A 15,409-nucleotide genomic window follows, 5' to 3' on the forward strand; every position below is an offset into this window, starting at 1 on the left:
CGATGCGCGGCCGAAACCCATTGTCGAGGTCAGTCGTGGATTCCGGGTTCCGCTTCGCGGCCCCGGAATGACGGTGGTCAAATCTTCAAGTTCTCCAACGGCACGGGCGCCGCATGCGAGCGCCCCTCCAGCAAGCTATCGAGCAGCGCCAACACTTCGGGCCGGCCGCAATTCGCCGCCGGCTCGAAGGGTGTCCAGGTCTGGGTGAAATCGAGCCGCTCGAAGACGTCCCGGTAGCGTCTGAGTTCGTTCGGCGTCAGCGGCACGCCGCGCACGAAGGCCTTGTGGGCCGAGATCGTAAGCGCCCGGCGGAAGTCGGCCGGATCGAGCTCGAACTTGAAGGCATCGCCGCAGAAGCAGATCTTTCGCCCGCGATCGAACAGCACGGCGTGCCCATCGAAATGGCCGGCCGTGCGGTGCAGCTCCAGCCCCGGCAGCGGCTCCAGAAAGTCGTCGTAGGGCCAGGAGACCTGGAGCGCTGCGCTCCAGGTGAAGTCCGCAGCGGGCAGGCACAGCTCCGGGTCGAAGCGGTCCTGCAGCTGCACCAGCGCCCCATAGGAATGCGGGTGCGAGGCCGAGAGCACGTGCATCCCGCCGAGCCGCGCGATCTGCTCCAGGGCCGCCTCGCTGAAGACCGGGCAACCCTCGAAGCCCATGTTCCCGGCATCGGTCTGGACCAGGTAGGCGCTCGGGCCGATGCCGCTGACGGGATCGTTCCAGAAGCGCCAGACGCCCGGCTCCAGCTCCTGCCAGTGGCAGGGGAATTCCGCCTGCGCTTGGCGCTCGGTGAGGAAGCGCCAGCCCTTCTGCGGCACCACGTGGCGCGCATCGAGGCACATCGGACAGTACGGCGGCACCTCGAAATGCCGCTGCCAGAACCCGCAATTGTCGCAGGTGAAGCCCGGGAGCTGGAGCGCTCCCGCGAAGGGCAGGTAGCCGGGCACGGTCGGATCTTTCCGTCGCTACAGAAACCGGTGAAGCGCATCCCAGACGCGATCCGGGCGGCCCACACACCCTTATCCGCCGCCGCTGGGCAGGGCGAGAGGCACGGCGTTGCCAGTCCGCCTGCCCCATGCCAGGAGGCCCGCACCTGAGAAGCACGGCGCGGAGGCGACATGAGCGAACGGATGCGTGCGGGTTTGGATCTCGCCGCACCGGCTGGCGCCCGCCCTGCCCTGGTGATCTTCGATTGCGACGGTGTGCTGGTCGATTCCGAGCCGCTGAGCCTCGCAACGCTCACCGCCGGCCTGAACCGCATCGGCGTCGATATCGACGTCGAGACCGTGCGCCGACGCTTCGCCGGCACCTCCATGACCTCGATCATGGAGCACATCGCCCGCGACTATCCGGCCGTCACCGTGCCCGATGGCTTCGTCGACGCGGTGAAGATGGAGACGCTCGGGGTGTTCGATCGGGAGCTGCAGGCCATGACCGGCGCGGCGGAGGCCATCCAGGCGCTCGAGATCCCGACCTGTGTGGCGTCGAGCAGCGACCCGGTCCGTCTGCGCCACTCGCTGACGCTCACCGGCCTGCTGCCGCTCTTCGACGGTCGCTTATTCTCCTCGGCCATGGTCGCGCGCGGAAAACCGTTTCCCGATCTCTTCCTCCATGCCGCCGCCGAGATGGGTGCTGCGCCGGAAGACTGCCTCGTGATCGAGGACAGCGTGCCCGGCGTGATCGCGGCACGGGCCGCCGGGATGCGCGTCATCGGCTTCACCGGGGGCGGCCATTGGGGTCACGACCGGGATGGCAGGGATCTTGCTGAGGCTGGTGCGGGGCACGTCTTCCGCGATTATCGGCAGCTCGGCAAGCTGATCGGCGGATTGCCGACGGGGCTCCAACCGTCTCTTGCTTAGAGGCGGTTCGTCGTCCGTCTGTTGTCTAGTCTTGGTATGATTCCAGACGAAACCGCGTACTTGTAAGTTGGATCTGTTCGAGCCTTGACTGGCGCCGGGTTTCTTTCGCGATTGCAACAAACTTCGAAAGAACATTCCGTTGACCAAGGGAACCCGAATAGGCACCCTGATGTTGTGTGAGATCGTCATACCGCGGTGATTTGAAGTGGATAGCTTGCGCCGCGTCATCAAACGCTAAAGCATCACGAGGCGCCCGACGCCCCGTGGTCCTTCATCGAGGAGGACTTCCCGTGCTCCGTGCAACGAGCTTGAGACGTATTGTGAATATTTCCCGCCGGCCGGCCCAACTCTGTCGACGCTGAAGCTTTGCGAGACTTCGCCGTCCCGCACCCCGCTTTTTCGTCGTTTTTGGCCTTTGAAAGGTCGCCGGAGATCATTGATCCGATGTCAGCGTCAACCACGACTTCTATCAAGCCTGCCTTGAAGTCCCTGACCGACCCGACCCCGCACGACCGCATGACCGCGCGTGTGATCGAGGTTGGCGAAACCACTGCCGGCATCGCCGTACCGGAGCATGGCGGCGTGCGCTTCTACTCGTCCGAGCGCGGCTTCGACACGCTCGACGGCACCCTGTTCCGCAGCTTCGAGCAGGCGACCCGGGCTGCCCGCGAACGGTCGCGCCCGGGAGCCAGATCCGCCCGTCAGCCGCTGCTACAGGCCGTCTGATCGCCTGCGGGCGGGTCCGCAGAACGAAAAAAGCCGCCGGCCGAGATCATCGGTCCGGCGGCTTTTTGTCGGGAGCGGCCCGAACCGGCCTATTTGCACTCCTCACGCGCCCGCTTCACGGCATCGGCGAAGCCGCCCATCGCGTATTCGTCGCTCGTCGGCTTACCGCGTGCCGAGATGGTGTGAACGGTGGCGGTCTGCGCCTTGCCCATTTCCGCGACGATCCGGGCTTCCTCTGCTTGGTTCTGCACCCAGGCATTCTCGTCCTTGACCACGAGGCCAAAGCGCGTGCTGCCCAGCGCGATGTAGGGATCGGTCTTGGCCGCCGTCGCCCCCGGCTTCGCTTGGGCGGCGGCCGGCTTCGGCTTGAAGCCGAACATCACCGCAATCTCGTTCTGGACGTTCTCGCCCTTGCGGACGGTGACGAAGAGGTAGGCAGTGTCGCGCGCCAGGGTCTTCGGCGTGCGGGTCTGCGGCTGGGCGATGGCGTAGCAGACGCGGCCCTTGGCTTGCTGGCCGTTGGTGAAGACGTTCCAGTCGCCGAACGTCACCACCGGCGTGGCCTGCTGCATGCCCGGCGGCAGCGCGGGTCCCTTCGCGGCCGCCGCGGGCTTCTCGGCGCGTGAGTGACGGCCACGACGCCGGCCGCGGCTCGGCGCTTCCTCGGCAGCGGCGGGAGCCGCCTCCTGCGCTCGGGCGCCATCGACTGGGGCCGTGGCGCTCAAGCCCGCGACGGCGAGCAGGCCGGGCAGCGCGAGTCCGAGCAAGCCGGCAGAGGCGCGGCGGTAGAGATGAAGCATCGGCAGGGTTCCGGAACGCGAACGATCGCGCAACGGAACGTGCGCAACGGTGCGATTTTACGGCGAAACGCCGCGCTGTCGCCGTGGCGGCACAGATTTATCCACGCAGGGCCGCCGTTTGCCGGGCGGTCGGCCGTTCAGGCCGCCTGGATCTCGGCCGGCAAAGCGGAGGCTGCGAGCGCTGCGGCCTGCACCTCGATCGCGGGAAGCGCATCGGTCGAGATCGCGATGACCGAGACCTGTGCGGTCTTAGCCGAGCGCTTGCTGGCCGGTGGGTTGTAGGGCGTGTTGTAGGCCTTGCGGATGGAAGCCCAGTAGGCCTCGCGCTCAGTCGCCGAGATCCGGCTGAGACGACCCTCGATGACGGCCATGGCGGCTTCGGCGAGCGCCGGGGTCTCTTCGGGGGTGATCCAACTCTCGACGGCCATGGGCACGGTCTCCGCTACGCTTCCGCACACCCATACGGAGCGGCAGTTAGCTGAACCATGAACGCGCCGGCTTTCCACAGGTTGCCGGCGAGATTTTTTTAGGCATCCAGCGCCGCGAGCCAGCGTTCCGCCTGGGCCTTCACGTTCACCGGTGAGGTGCCGCCGTAGCTGGTGCGGCTCTTCACCGAGTTCTCGACGCCGAGGACATCGTAGATCGCATCCGTCAGGCGCGGCTCGACCTCCTGCATCGCCGGCAGCGTCAGCTCTTCGAGCCCGATGCCCTGGCCCGAGGCGAGGCCGACGAGGCGGCCGGTGACGTGATGCGCCTCGCGGAACGGCATGCCGAGCTCCCGCACCAGCCAATCGGCGAGATCGGTGGCGGTGGCGTAGCCGGAACCCGCGGCGCGCTTCATCACGTCGGCCACCGGCTGGAGGTCGCGCACCATGCCGGTCATCGCAGCGAGGCAGAGCGAGAGCGACTGCAGGGCGTCGAAGGTGCCTTCCTTGTCCTCCTGCATGTCCTTCGAATAGGCGAGCGGCAGCCCCTTCATCACGATCAGCAGGCCGGTCAACGCGCCGATGATCCGGCCGGACTTTGCGCGGATCAGCTCTGCCGCGTCCGGATTGCGCTTCTGCGGCATGATCGACGAGCCGGTGGTGTAGCCATCCGACAGCTTCACGAAGTTGAATTGGGCCGAGGTCCAGACCACCAGCTCCTCGGCGAGGCGCGACAGGTGGATCGCGCAGATCGAGGCGGAAGAGAGCGATTCCAGCGCGAAATCGCGATCGGCGACGGAATCGAGCGAATTCGCCGTCGGCCGGTCGAAGCCGAGCGCCGCCGCCGTGGCGTGCCGGTCGATCGGGAACGAGGTGCCGGCGAGTGCCGCCGCGCCGAGCGGGCACTCGTTCAACCGGGCACGCGCATCGCGAAAACGGCCGCGGTCGCGGCCGAGCATCTCGACATAGGCGAGGCAATGGTGGCCGAAGGTCACCGGCTGGGCCGATTGCAGATGCGTGAAGCCGGGCATCACCGTGCCGGCATGCTTCAACGCCGTCTGGGCCAGCGCGCGCTGCAGGTCGGCGGCTTGGGAGTCGAGGGAATCCAGGGTGTCGCGCACCCAGAGCCGCATGTCGGTGGCGACCTGGTCGTTGCGCGAGCGGGCCGTGTGCAGGCGTCCGGCCGACGGGCCGACGATCTGCGTCAGGCGGCTCTCCACCGCCATGTGAATGTCCTCGAGCGCCCGGTCGAAGACGAATTCGCCGCGCTCGATCTCGGACTCCACCGTCTTGAGCCCGGCCTGGATCGCTGCCACATCGTCCTTCGGGAGAATTCCGGCCTCGCCCAGCATCGCGACATGCGCCAGCGAGCCGCGGATGTCCTGGGGGGCCAGCTTCTTGTCGAACCCGATGGAGGCGTTGATCTCCTCCATGATCTCGGCGGGGCCGCTTGCGAACCTTCCGCCCCACATCCGGTTGCTCATGTCTGACGTCACCTTCCTGCCGGAGCACCGATCCTGATGACGAACCGCATGCCTCTCGTCGCGGGTGGCCTCGCCGCCGCGATCCTCGCTGGGCTCGCCCTATACGGGACCGGCTCGAAGATCGGCAACCTCGCCGCGGCCGAGCCGTGCCCGGGCGCGGCCGCCACCGTGAAGCGGATCGCCCCGCTCTCGCGCGGCGATGTCGCGGCCCTGGAGACGGCGGGCGAACCGAAGCCGGCCGCCGCCCTGCACTTCAAGGGCCCGGACGGCGCCGACATCGATCTCGCGGCGCTCAAGGGTAAGGCGCTGCTGGTCAATCTTTGGGCGACATGGTGCGCCCCCTGCAAGGCCGAGATGCCGGCCCTCGACCGGCTGCAGGCCGAGTTCGGCGGCGAGCGTTTTCAGGTCGTCACGATCAACATCGAGACCCGAAACCTCGACAAGCCGCGCAAATGGCTCGCCGACGCCGGTATCAAGGCACTGGCCTATTACGGAGATCCGGCCGGCAAGGTGCTGCCCGCCGTCCAGCAGCAGACCGGCTCGACCGGCCTGCCGACGACGATGCTGGTCGATGCCGGAGGCTGCGAGGTCGGCGTGATGAAGGGGCCGGCGGAGTGGGCGAGCGAGGACGGCAAGGCGCTGATCCGGGCGCTGATCGGGGGGGCGAGCTAAGGGGCGAGACCTGAGCCGATTGGGTCCAGGGCTGGCTCAGTCACACGCCGTCGCCCAGGGTGGCCAGAAGCTCGTCCAACTGTCCGAACTGCTCGGGCGCCGCGTCTTCCATGCCGACGAACGACTGGTCGAGCGCTTCCTTCGAGGGATAGAGTTCCTGCAGGACCAGCCGCGTGCGGCCGTCTTCCTCCTCGAAGGTCACCGTGGTCACGGCGCCCTCGTCACCGCCTTCGTCATTGGTCCAGACCAGGCGAGCGAGCGGCGACACCTCGAGATACTTGCCGAAGAAGGCTCTGGAATTCGCGACGTCGTGCCCGAATACGATGCGGTAGCTGCCGCCGGTGCGAACATCCATCTCGCAGGACAGCATGGGCACGGGGCTCGACTTCGGCGCCCACCAGAGCTTGAACAGTTCTGGCTTGGTCCACGCGTCGAAGACGAGGCGAACCGGGGCATCGAAGCTGCGCGTCACGGCGAGTTCGCGCTCGGACCTGCGTTCGACCGCCGTGCGGCCGTCACCCATCCTAGTTCCCATCGTTCGTCTCCTTCCGTTTGAGAGCCGCGACGACGTGGTCCAACGCGTCGAAGCGTTCATTCCAGATCCGTCGCCGGCCTTCGATCCAGGCCGCTTCTTCGTCCAGCCCGCTCAGGCCGAGCCGGCAGGTCCGCACGCGCCCGATCTTCCGCGTCGTGACCAGCCCCGCCTGCTCCAGGACGCCGACATGCTTCTTCATGCCCGTGAGGGTCATGTGGAATTTCTCGGCGAGCTCCGTGATCGAAGCATCCGCACTGCCGAGCTGCTCCAGGACGCCGCGTCGCGTGGCGTCCGAGAGTGCCGCGAAGGAGGCGTCGAGGCGCGCCGTCGAAAACTGTACCATATGGTTCAGTGTCTAGCGCGCAGAGGGGCGCCGCGCAAGGGCGCTGAGACCGGTCGCCGAGCGATTTGAGGGTACGAGCCCTCCGAACGGCCACCGAAGGTCGAAACCGGATGGGACCAGACGTTAAACGACGGTCACCCGCGGCATGACGGTTCGATTCCGCGACGGCGGATTGATCCTCCGGGTGATCGGCGGTCAGGTCGTCTCGTCATGCAGACAGCTTTCATGCCCATCTCGGGCCGCCAAGCCTGCAGCACTGGATCAACGACGGCCTTGATGGCCGTGTTCTTCCTACCGGTCGGACAGGATGCGGCGCGATCGCACAAAGGTGGCCGGCTCCAATCTCTGCTCATTGCTCAGGCAAGCTTGTCCCTTGGGTAACGAGCCTGCAAAAAAATCCAGCCGCGCCCCCTACGAGATCGGGCCGAGGATACGTGAACCGTAAGAGCACGACGCGAAGTCGCATCGTCGGGAGTAGAGGTTCACATGGATCAGGCCAGCATGACGCCCCGTCGCGGGCACCATCCGAGAGGAGCCGGCAGCGGCGCCGGGCTCTCGCAGCACATCCTGCCGAGCGCGGCGACGATGATCGGCGTCTGCACCACCTTCATCGGCCTCGTGAAGATCATCGAGGCACGCATCGGACCGAGCCACGTCGACGAGTATGCCGCGCTGACCGCAGTTCTGTTTCTCGCGAGTGCGGGCTCGTCCTACCTCTCGATGCGCTGGCCTGCCGAGAGCCGCCTCTCGATCCTGTTCGAGGCGGCCGCGGATGCCTGCTTCGTCCTGGGCTTGGTCAGCTTGTCGGTCATCTCGGTGCTGTTCGCCTACGAGGCGGTGTGACGCCGCGTCGACATCGGGCAGACACCGCGCCGTCGTTCGATTCCGCGACCGGCGGCCTTGCCCGCTGGCCGATCAGCGGGCAGGTCGTCTCGTCATGAAGCCACCGCCCAAGCCCGTTCGCGCGCTGTCCAAGCGCGCCCGCCGTCCCCTCTCCGCGCTGCGCTCATTCCTCGTGAGCGAGGCGGCTGGTGGCCTCGTGCTGATGGCGGCGGCCGCCGCGGCGTTGATCGTCGCGAATTCGCCGTTGGGCGAGGCCTATTCCCACGCGCTGCACGTCTATCTCGGGCCGCTGAGCCTGCAGCACTGGATAAATGACGGTCTGATGGCCGTGTTCTTCCTGCTGGTCGGATTGGAGATCAAGCGCGAGGCCCTCGACGGGCGCCTGCGGACCTGGCCGGACCGGGCGCTGCCCGGTCTCGCTGCTGCGGCCGGCATGGCGGCCCCGGCTCTGGTCTATCTCGCCTTCAACCTCGGCGCGGGCACGGAGCGCGGCTGGGCGATTCCCGCTGCGACTGACATCGCCTTTGCGCTGGGCGTGCTGGCGCTGCTCGGGCCGCGGGTGCCGGTGTCCCTCAAGATCTTCCTCAGCGCCGTCGCCATCGTCGACGATCTCGGCGCGGTGGTGGTGATCGCGCTGTTCTACACGGGCAGCCTCGACGGGATGATGCTCGCGGGCGCGGGCGCCGTGCTGCTGGCTTTGTTCGTGCTCAACCGGCGCGGCGTTCGGGCGCTGTGGCCTTATCTCGCGCTCGGGATCGTGCTGTGGGCGCTGGTGCTGCGCTCGGGCGTCCACGCCACGGTGGCTGGCGTGCTGCTCGCCCTGTTCATCCCGATCCGCCCGACGCCCGGCACGCCCGAGGACGCGGCGTCGCCGCTGCACCGGCTGGAGCACGGGCTCCATGCCTGGGTCGCCTTCCTGATCGTGCCGATCTTCGGTTTCGCCAATGCCGGCGTCCGGCTGATCGGCCTGCCGCTCGATGCGCTGGTCGATCCGGTGACGCTCGGCGTGGCGCTCGGGCTGTTTCTCGGCAAGCAGGTGGGCGTGCTGGCGAGCGTCGGCCTCGCCGTGGCGACCGGGATCGCAGCCAAGCCCGGCGGCGCGAATTGGGGCCAGATCTACGGCGTCGCCCTGCTCTGCGGCATCGGCTTCACCATGAGCCTGTTCATCGGCGGCCTCGCCTTCAGCGGCGGCCTGCACGAAACCGAGGTGAAGCTCGGCGTGCTGCTGGGCTCGCTGCTTTCGGGACTGGCCGGCGCCGCGGTTCTCGTGCTCGCCTCGGGGCGCTCCCCGCACGAAACGAAAAGGGCGCCCGTGTGAGGGGCGCCCGCGATCGTTTCGTCGTGACGGCTGCTTATTCGCAGACTTCGACGCGCTTGTATGTGAACTCGGCCTCGTCGAGCCAAACCTTGCGGCGCTCGTAGTGGCAGACCGGTCCGCGGCGGCGCGGCGCGACATAGACCGGAGCGGCCTCTTCCTCGACATAGACCGGGCGCGGACGCGGCGGGGGCGGGCTGTTGAGCGCGGCGCCGAGCGCGACGCCGCCCAGAAGGCCGGCGGCCGCACCGCCGATGATGGCGCCGGTATTGTCGCGCGCATGGGCATGGCCGATGGCGACGAGGCTCAGCGCGCCGATGAGGGCGGCGCGAAATCCGTGATGGACGAGGCCGAAAGAAGTGGGGGCACGCACGATCGCTATCTCCCGATGACGTAGCGCGAAACTAAGCAGCATCGCACTTAACAATCGGCAAACGAGACCCGCGCACGGCACAGATTTCGCCGCGCTCGGAAGGGACTCCGGACGGCGGTTCCGCATGTGCCGGGCGGCACGCGAAACCGGCGCGGAGTGCTCCATAGCCGTTGCCAATCATCGATGGCATCGCTCCTCTGTTAGGACGGGGCGCACGGGTGCCGGCGAGGCAAAGGGCGCGACATGAGAACGAAGGTCCTGCCCCTGCTGGTCTCGGCGCTGCTGATGGGCGCGAGCCCGCTGCGAGCGGCGCAGGCGCCGTCCCTCATGCTGGTCGGCCTCGACGGAAAGACCTTCTTCGACCCCGCCGGCGACCGCAACGGCCCGAACGGCGCCGATGCCGTCGCCTTCGTCGACGTGCGCGACGAGGCGCACCCGCAGGTCGTCACGACGATGCTGCTCGACAATTCGGTCTACGGACCGCCGACCAACCTGCAGATCACGCCGGATGGCCGGCTCGGCCTCGTGGCGAGCTCGGTGAGGATGCGGCAGGAGGAGCCCAAGGAAGAACCCAAGGAGGGCGAGGCGAAGCCGGGCGAGGGTCCGGACCGCCCCTGGTACGCGCAACCCGACGACCGGCTCCACGTCCTCGACCTGACCACCGACCCGCCACAGCTCGTCGAGACCATCACCGTGGGGCGCCAGCCCTCTGGCCTCGCCATCAACGGCGCGGGCGATCTCGCCCTGGTGGCCAACCGCGAGGGCCGGAGCGTCACCGTGCTCTCGATCACCGGCACCAAGGTGACGCCGATCGGCACGGTGGATGTCGGCGACGAGGCGGCGGCGGTGGCGATCTCGCCGAACGGCCAGCGCGGCTTCGTCGCCAAGAACAAGGCCGGCAAGATCGGCGTGCTGAAGATCGAGGGCACCAGCGTCACCTACGATCCGGCGCAGGACATGCCCGTGGGCGCGGGCGTCTACGGCATCGAGGTGACGCCGGATGCGCGGCTCGCCCTCACCGCCAATACCGGCGCCACGCCCTCCGACGGCAATGCCGACAGCGTCAGCGTGATCGACGCCAATCTCGGCACGCCGAAGGTGGTGGACTGGCTCGGCGTCGGCGACACGCCGGAATCCCTCGACATCGCCCCGGACGGCCGCCATGCCGCCCTCGCCGTGGTGCGCGGTTCGGCCGCCCCGCAATCGAGCCCGAATTTCGGGCCGAAGGGGCTCGCCGTGCTGCTCACCATCGATGCCGACGGCTCGGTGCACGTGACCGGCGCGGCCGAAGCCGGTGCGGTGCCGCAGGGCGTCGCCTTCTCGCCCTCGGGGCGCTTCGTCTATGTCGGCAACTACGTCGACCGCACCCTGCAGGTGTTCCGCGTGGAGGGGGATGCCCTCGTCGCCACCGGGATCAAACTGCAGCTCCCGGGCCAGCCGGCCTCGCTAAGGGGACGGGCGCGCGGCTGACACCGCGCCGTCATTGCGAGCGCAGCGAAGCAATCCAGGGCGGACGCGCTGACGTATGCGGGCGTAATCCCCCGCCTCACGCCAGCCCGGCGAGATCCTTCACCATCGCCACCGGCGGCAGGTCCGGATACTCGTCCGGCATGCCCTGGCGGTTCACCCAGACCGGGATGAACCCGAAGGCGGAGGCGCCTGCGACATCCCAGCGGTTCGAGGAACAGAACATGACCTCCGCCTCCGTGCCGCCGAGGCGGTCGAGCACGAGCTGGTAGGCCTTCGGCGACGTCTTGAAGACCTGCACGTCGTCGACCGAGAGCACGGCATCGAGCCGGTCGGCGAGGCCCGCGGAGGACACCGCGCGGTCGAGCATGGCCTGGTTACCGTTGGACAGGATCGCGATGCGCAGGCCCGCTTCGCGAAGCCGAGAGAGAACGTCCGGCACTTCCGGATAGGCATCCAGAGCGCGGTAGGCATCGAGCAGCGGCTGGCGCAGAGCCGGGTTCACCGTCGGATGCCGGGCGAGGGCGTAGTCGAGCGCCTGCTCGGTGAGCGACCAGAAGCTCTCGTAGCGGCCGATCAGCGAGAGCACCCAGCTATATTCGAGCTGTTTCACCCGCCACAGCGCCGAAAGCGAGGCCGCCTCGGGGCCGACCCTCTCCGCGTGACGCTGGACCGCCGAGTGCACGTCGAGGAGCGTGCCATAGGCGTCGAAAACGACGCATGATTTGCCGGCGAATGAGATTTCGTGAGGCATGGACGTGTTCATCGAACGAGCCTGGGTGTGCACCGGTCAGCCTAACACACCCACTCCCCGGGGCGAGCGGAGCCGTCATTGCGAGCGCAGCGAAGCAATCCAGAGCCAACGCGCCGAGGTCGCGGGTGTGGACCTGGATTGCTTCGGCTTCGCCTAGCAATGACGGTCGAGTCTATATTTTGCCGGCAAGATGTAGCGCGATCCCGGCGCAGGAGCAGGCGAGCAGCGTCGGGATCATGCCGAGCTTGAAGCGGAACACCGCGAGCACCGCCGCCGTCGTCAGGAGCAGCGCGGGGATGTTCACGCTCGCCGGCACCGGCCACTCGATCGCGAGGCCCAGACCGGGATGGAGCACCCGAACCTCTGCGAACAGCGTGTGCTGGCCGAACCAGACCGCGAGGTTCAGGATCACGCCGACAACGGCCGCGGTGATCGCCGCCAGCGCGCCCGAGAGCGCCCGGTTCCCGCGCAGGGCCTCGACATAGGGTGCACCCGCGAAAATCCAGAGAAAGCAGGGTACGAAGGTCACCCAGGTGGTGAGCAATCCGCCGAGGATGCCGGCGAGATACGGGTTCAGCGCGCCCGGCGATCGGAAGGCGCCGAGGAAGCCCACGAACTGCGTGACCATGATCAGCGGCCCCGGCGTGGTTTCGGCCATGCCGAGCCCGTCGAGCATCTCGCCGGGCTTGAGCCAGCCATAGGTTTCGACGCCGGCCTGGGCCACGTAGGCAAGGGCGGCATAGGCGCCACCGAAGGTCACCACAGCCATCTTCGAAAAGAACACGGCGATCTGCGCGAAGGCGTCGTCGGGGCCGGCGAGCCCGACGAGGAGCGCGACCGGCACAAGCCAGAGTGCCGCCAGGACGCCTCCGATGCGCAGCGACCAGGCGAGATCGGGCCGGGCATGCTCCGGCGCGCCCTCGCCGAGCAGGCTGTCGGCATCGGACGGACCCGCGACGCCGGAGCCGCCATGGCCGCCGCCGGCCGCGAAGGCCGGCGATCCGAGCCGGGTGCCGGCATAGCCCGCGGCACCAGCGGCCAGCACGATCAACGGAAACGGCACCGAGAGGACGAAGATCGCGACGAAGGCGAGCGCGGCGATGGCGCGCATCACGCCGTTGCGCAGGGCCCGCGCGCCGACGCGCATGACCGCCTGCAGCACCACGGCCAGCACGGCGGATTTCAGGCCGAAGAGCAGCCCCGCGACGATCCCGGTCTGGCCGAAGGTCACGTAGACGAGGCTCAACGCCATGATCGCGAGGGCGCCCGGCAGCACGAACAGGCCGCCGGCGATCAGCCCACCCGCCGTGCGGTGCATCAGCCAGCCGATATAGGTGGCGAGCTGCTGGGCCTCGGGGCCGGGCAGAAGGGTGCAGTAGGACAGGGCGTATAGGAAGCGCTCCTCCCCGATCCAGCGCCGCTCGTCGACGAGGATGCGATGCATCACCGCGATCTGGCCGGCCGGGCCGCCGAAGCTCAGAAGCGCGATCCGCGCCCAGACCCGCGTCGCCTCGGCAAGCGTGACGCCATGGGGCGGGGGCGGTCTCATACGGCGCCCGCGTGGATCTTTCGGACCCACCGCACCACTCCCCGGACGGGTGGAGCGATAGCGGAACCCGAGCCGGGGCCCAGCAGGCAGACGCCGCGAAGCGTCCGAACCGTTGCGCCATCCGCAACGAGCCGCTGACGCGGCCGGTCTTCCGCTGGGTCCCGGCTCGCCATCCGCTGACGCTCCAGGCGTCCGGGAAAGGGCGGCTTGACCGATCCGATCATCCGGAAGCGGCTCAGGCGGCCAAGCCGCCGGCTTCCGTGCGGAGCCAGGCCGCGCCGCAGGCCTTGGCCAGCTCGCGAACGCGCAGGATGTAGCTCTGGCGCTCGGTCACCGAGATCACGCCGCGCGCGTCCAGCAGGTTGAAGACGTGGCTCGCCTTGATGCACTGGTCGTAGGCCGGCTGCACCATCTTGTGGCGCTCGCCCTCGCCAGGATCGCCGGCATCGAGATAGCTCCGGCAGGCCTTCTCTGCGTCGGTGAACTGGCGGAACAGCATCGTTGTGTCGGCGGCCTCGAAATTGTGCCGCGAGTATTCCTGCTCGGCCTGCAGGAAGACGTCGCCATAGGTGACCTTTTCCGCGCCCTCGCCTCCGTTGAAGTTCAGGTCGTAGACGTTCTCGACGCCCTGGACGTACATGGCGAGGCGCTCGAGACCGTAGGTCAGCTCGCCGGCGACCGGCGCGCATTCGAAGCCGGCGACCTGCTGGAAATAGGTGAACTGGCTCACCTCCATGCCGTCGCACCAGCATTCCCAGCCGAGGCCCCAGGCGCCGAGGGTCGGGCTCTCCCAATCGTCCTCGACGAAGCGGATGTCGTGCAGGCGCGCATCGACGCCGATGGCCTCGAGGGAATCGAGATAGAGCTCCTGCAGGTTCGGCGGGTTCGGCTTCAGGATGACCTGGAACTGGTAGTAGTGCTGCAGCCGGTTCGGGTTCTCGCCGTAGCGGCCGTCCTTGGGCCGGCGCGACGGCTGGACGTAGGCCGCCTTCCAGGGCTTGGGGCCGAGCGCCCGCAGGGTCGTGGCCGGATGGAAGGTGCCGGCGCCCACTTCCATGTCGTAGGGCTGCAGGATCACGCAGCCCCGCGCCGCCCAGAAGCGCTGGAGCGTGAGGATCAGGCCCTGGAACGAGGTCTTGGGCGAGAGATCGGCGTCGCTCGACATGCGCGGTCCGGTTTTTTGCGAAGACGGCGCCGGTTTACGGGCGGGGGAGGGGCTGTCAAGCAAAGGCGCCGGGCGCGCCCTGCTCCGAGAGCCTGCACTGCTCCTGTAGCCAGCGAATGAACAGCTCCGTGAGCCGAGCCTCGGCCTGCGGCGTCGAATAGGCGAAGTACGATTTGCCCTTGGTGACCAGGTCGGGCAGCGGGCAGCGCATGCGGTACAGGTCGGGCGTGCCGCCGAAGAACTGCGAGGGCGCGATCGTCAGGCCGAGGCCGTCGCGGACGGCGTGAAGCGCTACGTGGAGATGGTCGAAGCGGTGGCCGCCTTCTACCAGCGGGTTTCCGAGCCCGGCCTGGGCGAACCAGGCCTCCCAGTCTCCCGGGCGGCTCGACGAGGCGATGGCCGTGTGTCCGCCGATATCGGCCGGCCCCCGCACGGGTTTATGCTCCAGCAGCGAGGCTGCGCCGACGGGCGTCAGCCTCTCTTCGAGCAGTGGCACCGGCGCGCCGATCCGGGCCGTGCTCTGCACGAGTTCGCCGCGGCTGATGACGAGATCGTGCCGGGAGAGATCGGCCTGCTGACCCGTCACGCTCGTCGAGATCCAGACGGACATGCCGTCATGCGCCGCCTCGAAGGCCTTGATGCGCGGCAGCAGGAAATACATCGCGAAGGTGGCCGGCGCCTCGACCGAGATCACCTTGCGCGTGCGGTCGCGGCGTACATAGGCGCAGGCCTCGGCGATGCCGCGCAGCGACTCGCCCACCCTGTCGGCGAGGATGCGGCCGTAGGGCGTGAGCTCGAGAGTGCGCTTGTGGCGTGAGAACAGGCTCTGGCCGAGCCAGTCCTCGAGCGCGACGATCTGCTTGCTCACCGCGCCGTGGGTGACGCCGAGCTGCTCGGCGGCCTCCGTCAGGTTTCGTGACCGCGCGGCGATGGCGAAGGCCCTGAGGGCGTTGAGGGGCAGCTCTCGTTCTCGCACGTCGATCGTCCTGGGGCGGTCCGGACCGCACTCCCATACTTCTACTAAATCTCACCTGTCAGTGCGATCTATTCGATCGATTCTCACAGGTGAGCTGCTATCTCGGCCGCATCCGGACCGTCACGC

The 15,409-nt window shown here is 68.2% G+C and carries 17 protein-coding genes; 6 read left to right on the top strand and 11 right to left on the bottom strand.

The annotated features are described in order from the left end of the window. Positions 1–77 precede the first annotated feature (77 nt). Positions 78–944 (bottom strand): MBL fold metallo-hydrolase, encoded by an 867-nt coding sequence (locus GGR33_RS01455; RefSeq protein ID WP_183501597.1) that lies wholly within the window; start codon positions 942–944, stop codon positions 78–80. Between the two features lie 171 nt (positions 945–1,115). On the opposite strand from GGR33_RS01455, the gene GGR33_RS01460 reads away from it, so the two are divergent. Further along, on the top strand, positions 1,116–1,856 hold the full coding sequence (locus GGR33_RS01460) for an HAD family hydrolase (RefSeq protein WP_246412708.1): 741 nt from the start codon (positions 1,116–1,118) through the stop codon (positions 1,854–1,856). A 480-nt stretch (positions 1,857–2,336) separates the two neighbouring features. Beyond that, positions 2,337–2,582 (top strand): hypothetical protein, encoded by a 246-nt coding sequence (locus tag GGR33_RS01465; RefSeq protein ID WP_425488725.1) that lies wholly within the window; start codon positions 2,337–2,339, stop codon positions 2,580–2,582. Positions 2,583–2,671: 89 nt separating this feature from the next. Here the strand turns inward: GGR33_RS01465 and GGR33_RS01470 are convergent, their stop codons facing one another. The 3 genes from GGR33_RS01470 to argH all read right to left on the bottom strand — a co-directional run bounded on the left by GGR33_RS01470 (position 2,672) and on the right by argH (position 5,291). After that, positions 2,672–3,382: an invasion associated locus B family protein gene (locus GGR33_RS01470; protein ID WP_183501599.1), complete on the bottom strand. Its 711-nt coding sequence runs from the start codon at positions 3,380–3,382 to the stop codon at positions 2,672–2,674. 137 nt (positions 3,383–3,519) lie between these two features. Beyond that, positions 3,520–3,810, bottom strand: a complete 291-nt coding sequence (locus GGR33_RS01475; RefSeq protein WP_183501600.1) for a hypothetical protein — start codon at positions 3,808–3,810, stop codon at positions 3,520–3,522. A gap of 98 nt (positions 3,811–3,908) precedes the next feature. After that, positions 3,909–5,291: an argininosuccinate lyase gene (gene argH / locus GGR33_RS01480; RefSeq protein ID WP_183501601.1), complete on the bottom strand. Its 1,383-nt coding sequence runs from the start codon at positions 5,289–5,291 to the stop codon at positions 3,909–3,911. A 36-nt stretch (positions 5,292–5,327) separates the two neighbouring features. Between argH and tlpA the strand changes: the two genes are divergently transcribed. Continuing rightward, a complete protein-coding gene (tlpA, locus tag GGR33_RS01485; RefSeq protein WP_183501602.1) occupies positions 5,328–5,963 on the top strand; it encodes a thiol:disulfide interchange protein TlpA in 636 nt (211 codons plus the stop codon). 40 nt (positions 5,964–6,003) lie between these two features. On the opposite strand, the gene GGR33_RS01490 is transcribed toward tlpA, so the two are convergent. Next, positions 6,004–6,498, bottom strand: coding sequence for an SRPBCC family protein (locus GGR33_RS01490; protein WP_183501603.1), 495 nt, complete (start codon positions 6,496–6,498; stop codon positions 6,004–6,006). After that, positions 6,488–6,841, bottom strand: coding sequence for an ArsR/SmtB family transcription factor (locus tag GGR33_RS01495; RefSeq protein ID WP_183501604.1), 354 nt, complete (start codon positions 6,839–6,841; stop codon positions 6,488–6,490). Before GGR33_RS01495 ends, GGR33_RS01490 begins: the two co-directional genes overlap by 11 nt. Positions 6,842–7,327: 486 nt before the next feature. Here GGR33_RS01495 and GGR33_RS01500 point away from each other — a divergent pair, with 486 nt between their 5' ends. After that, a complete protein-coding gene (locus GGR33_RS01500; protein WP_425488726.1) occupies positions 7,328–7,684 on the top strand; it encodes a hypothetical protein in 357 nt (118 codons plus the stop codon). A gap of 94 nt (positions 7,685–7,778) precedes the next feature. Continuing rightward, positions 7,779–9,002 (top strand): Na+/H+ antiporter NhaA, encoded by a 1,224-nt coding sequence (nhaA, locus tag GGR33_RS01505; RefSeq protein WP_183501605.1) that lies wholly within the window; start codon positions 7,779–7,781, stop codon positions 9,000–9,002. Positions 9,003–9,036: 34 nt separating this feature from the next. Here the strand turns inward: nhaA and GGR33_RS01510 are convergent, their stop codons facing one another. Then, on the bottom strand, positions 9,037–9,372 hold the full coding sequence (locus GGR33_RS01510) for a hypothetical protein (RefSeq protein ID WP_183501606.1): 336 nt from the start codon (positions 9,370–9,372) through the stop codon (positions 9,037–9,039). 243 nt (positions 9,373–9,615) lie between these two features. On the opposite strand from GGR33_RS01510, the gene GGR33_RS01515 reads away from it, so the two are divergent. After that, a complete protein-coding gene (locus GGR33_RS01515; RefSeq protein WP_183501607.1) occupies positions 9,616–10,842 on the top strand; it encodes a YncE family protein in 1,227 nt (408 codons plus the stop codon). A 76-nt stretch (positions 10,843–10,918) separates the two neighbouring features. On the opposite strand, the gene GGR33_RS01520 is transcribed toward GGR33_RS01515, so the two are convergent. The 4 genes from GGR33_RS01520 to GGR33_RS01535 all read right to left on the bottom strand — a co-directional run bounded on the left by GGR33_RS01520 (position 10,919) and on the right by GGR33_RS01535 (position 15,283). Beyond that, positions 10,919–11,605 carry a haloacid dehalogenase type II gene (locus tag GGR33_RS01520; protein WP_246412711.1) on the bottom strand — a complete coding sequence of 229 codons (687 nt, stop codon included), beginning with the start codon at positions 11,603–11,605 and terminating at the stop codon, positions 10,919–10,921. 160 nt (positions 11,606–11,765) lie between these two features. Next, on the bottom strand, positions 11,766–13,142 hold the full coding sequence (gene chrA, locus GGR33_RS01525; RefSeq protein WP_183501609.1) for a chromate efflux transporter: 1,377 nt from the start codon (positions 13,140–13,142) through the stop codon (positions 11,766–11,768). A 235-nt stretch (positions 13,143–13,377) separates the two neighbouring features. Further along, on the bottom strand, positions 13,378–14,307 hold the full coding sequence (locus GGR33_RS01530; protein WP_183501610.1) for a glycine--tRNA ligase subunit alpha: 930 nt from the start codon (positions 14,305–14,307) through the stop codon (positions 13,378–13,380). 55 nt (positions 14,308–14,362) lie between these two features. Next, positions 14,363–15,283, bottom strand: coding sequence for a LysR substrate-binding domain-containing protein (locus GGR33_RS01535; protein WP_183501611.1), 921 nt, complete (start codon positions 15,281–15,283; stop codon positions 14,363–14,365). Positions 15,284–15,409: the final 126 nt, after the last annotated feature.

This window comes from Methylobacterium brachythecii (genome assembly GCF_014196345.1).
GTDB classification, from domain to species: Bacteria; Pseudomonadota; Alphaproteobacteria; order Rhizobiales; family Beijerinckiaceae; genus Methylobacterium; species Methylobacterium brachythecii.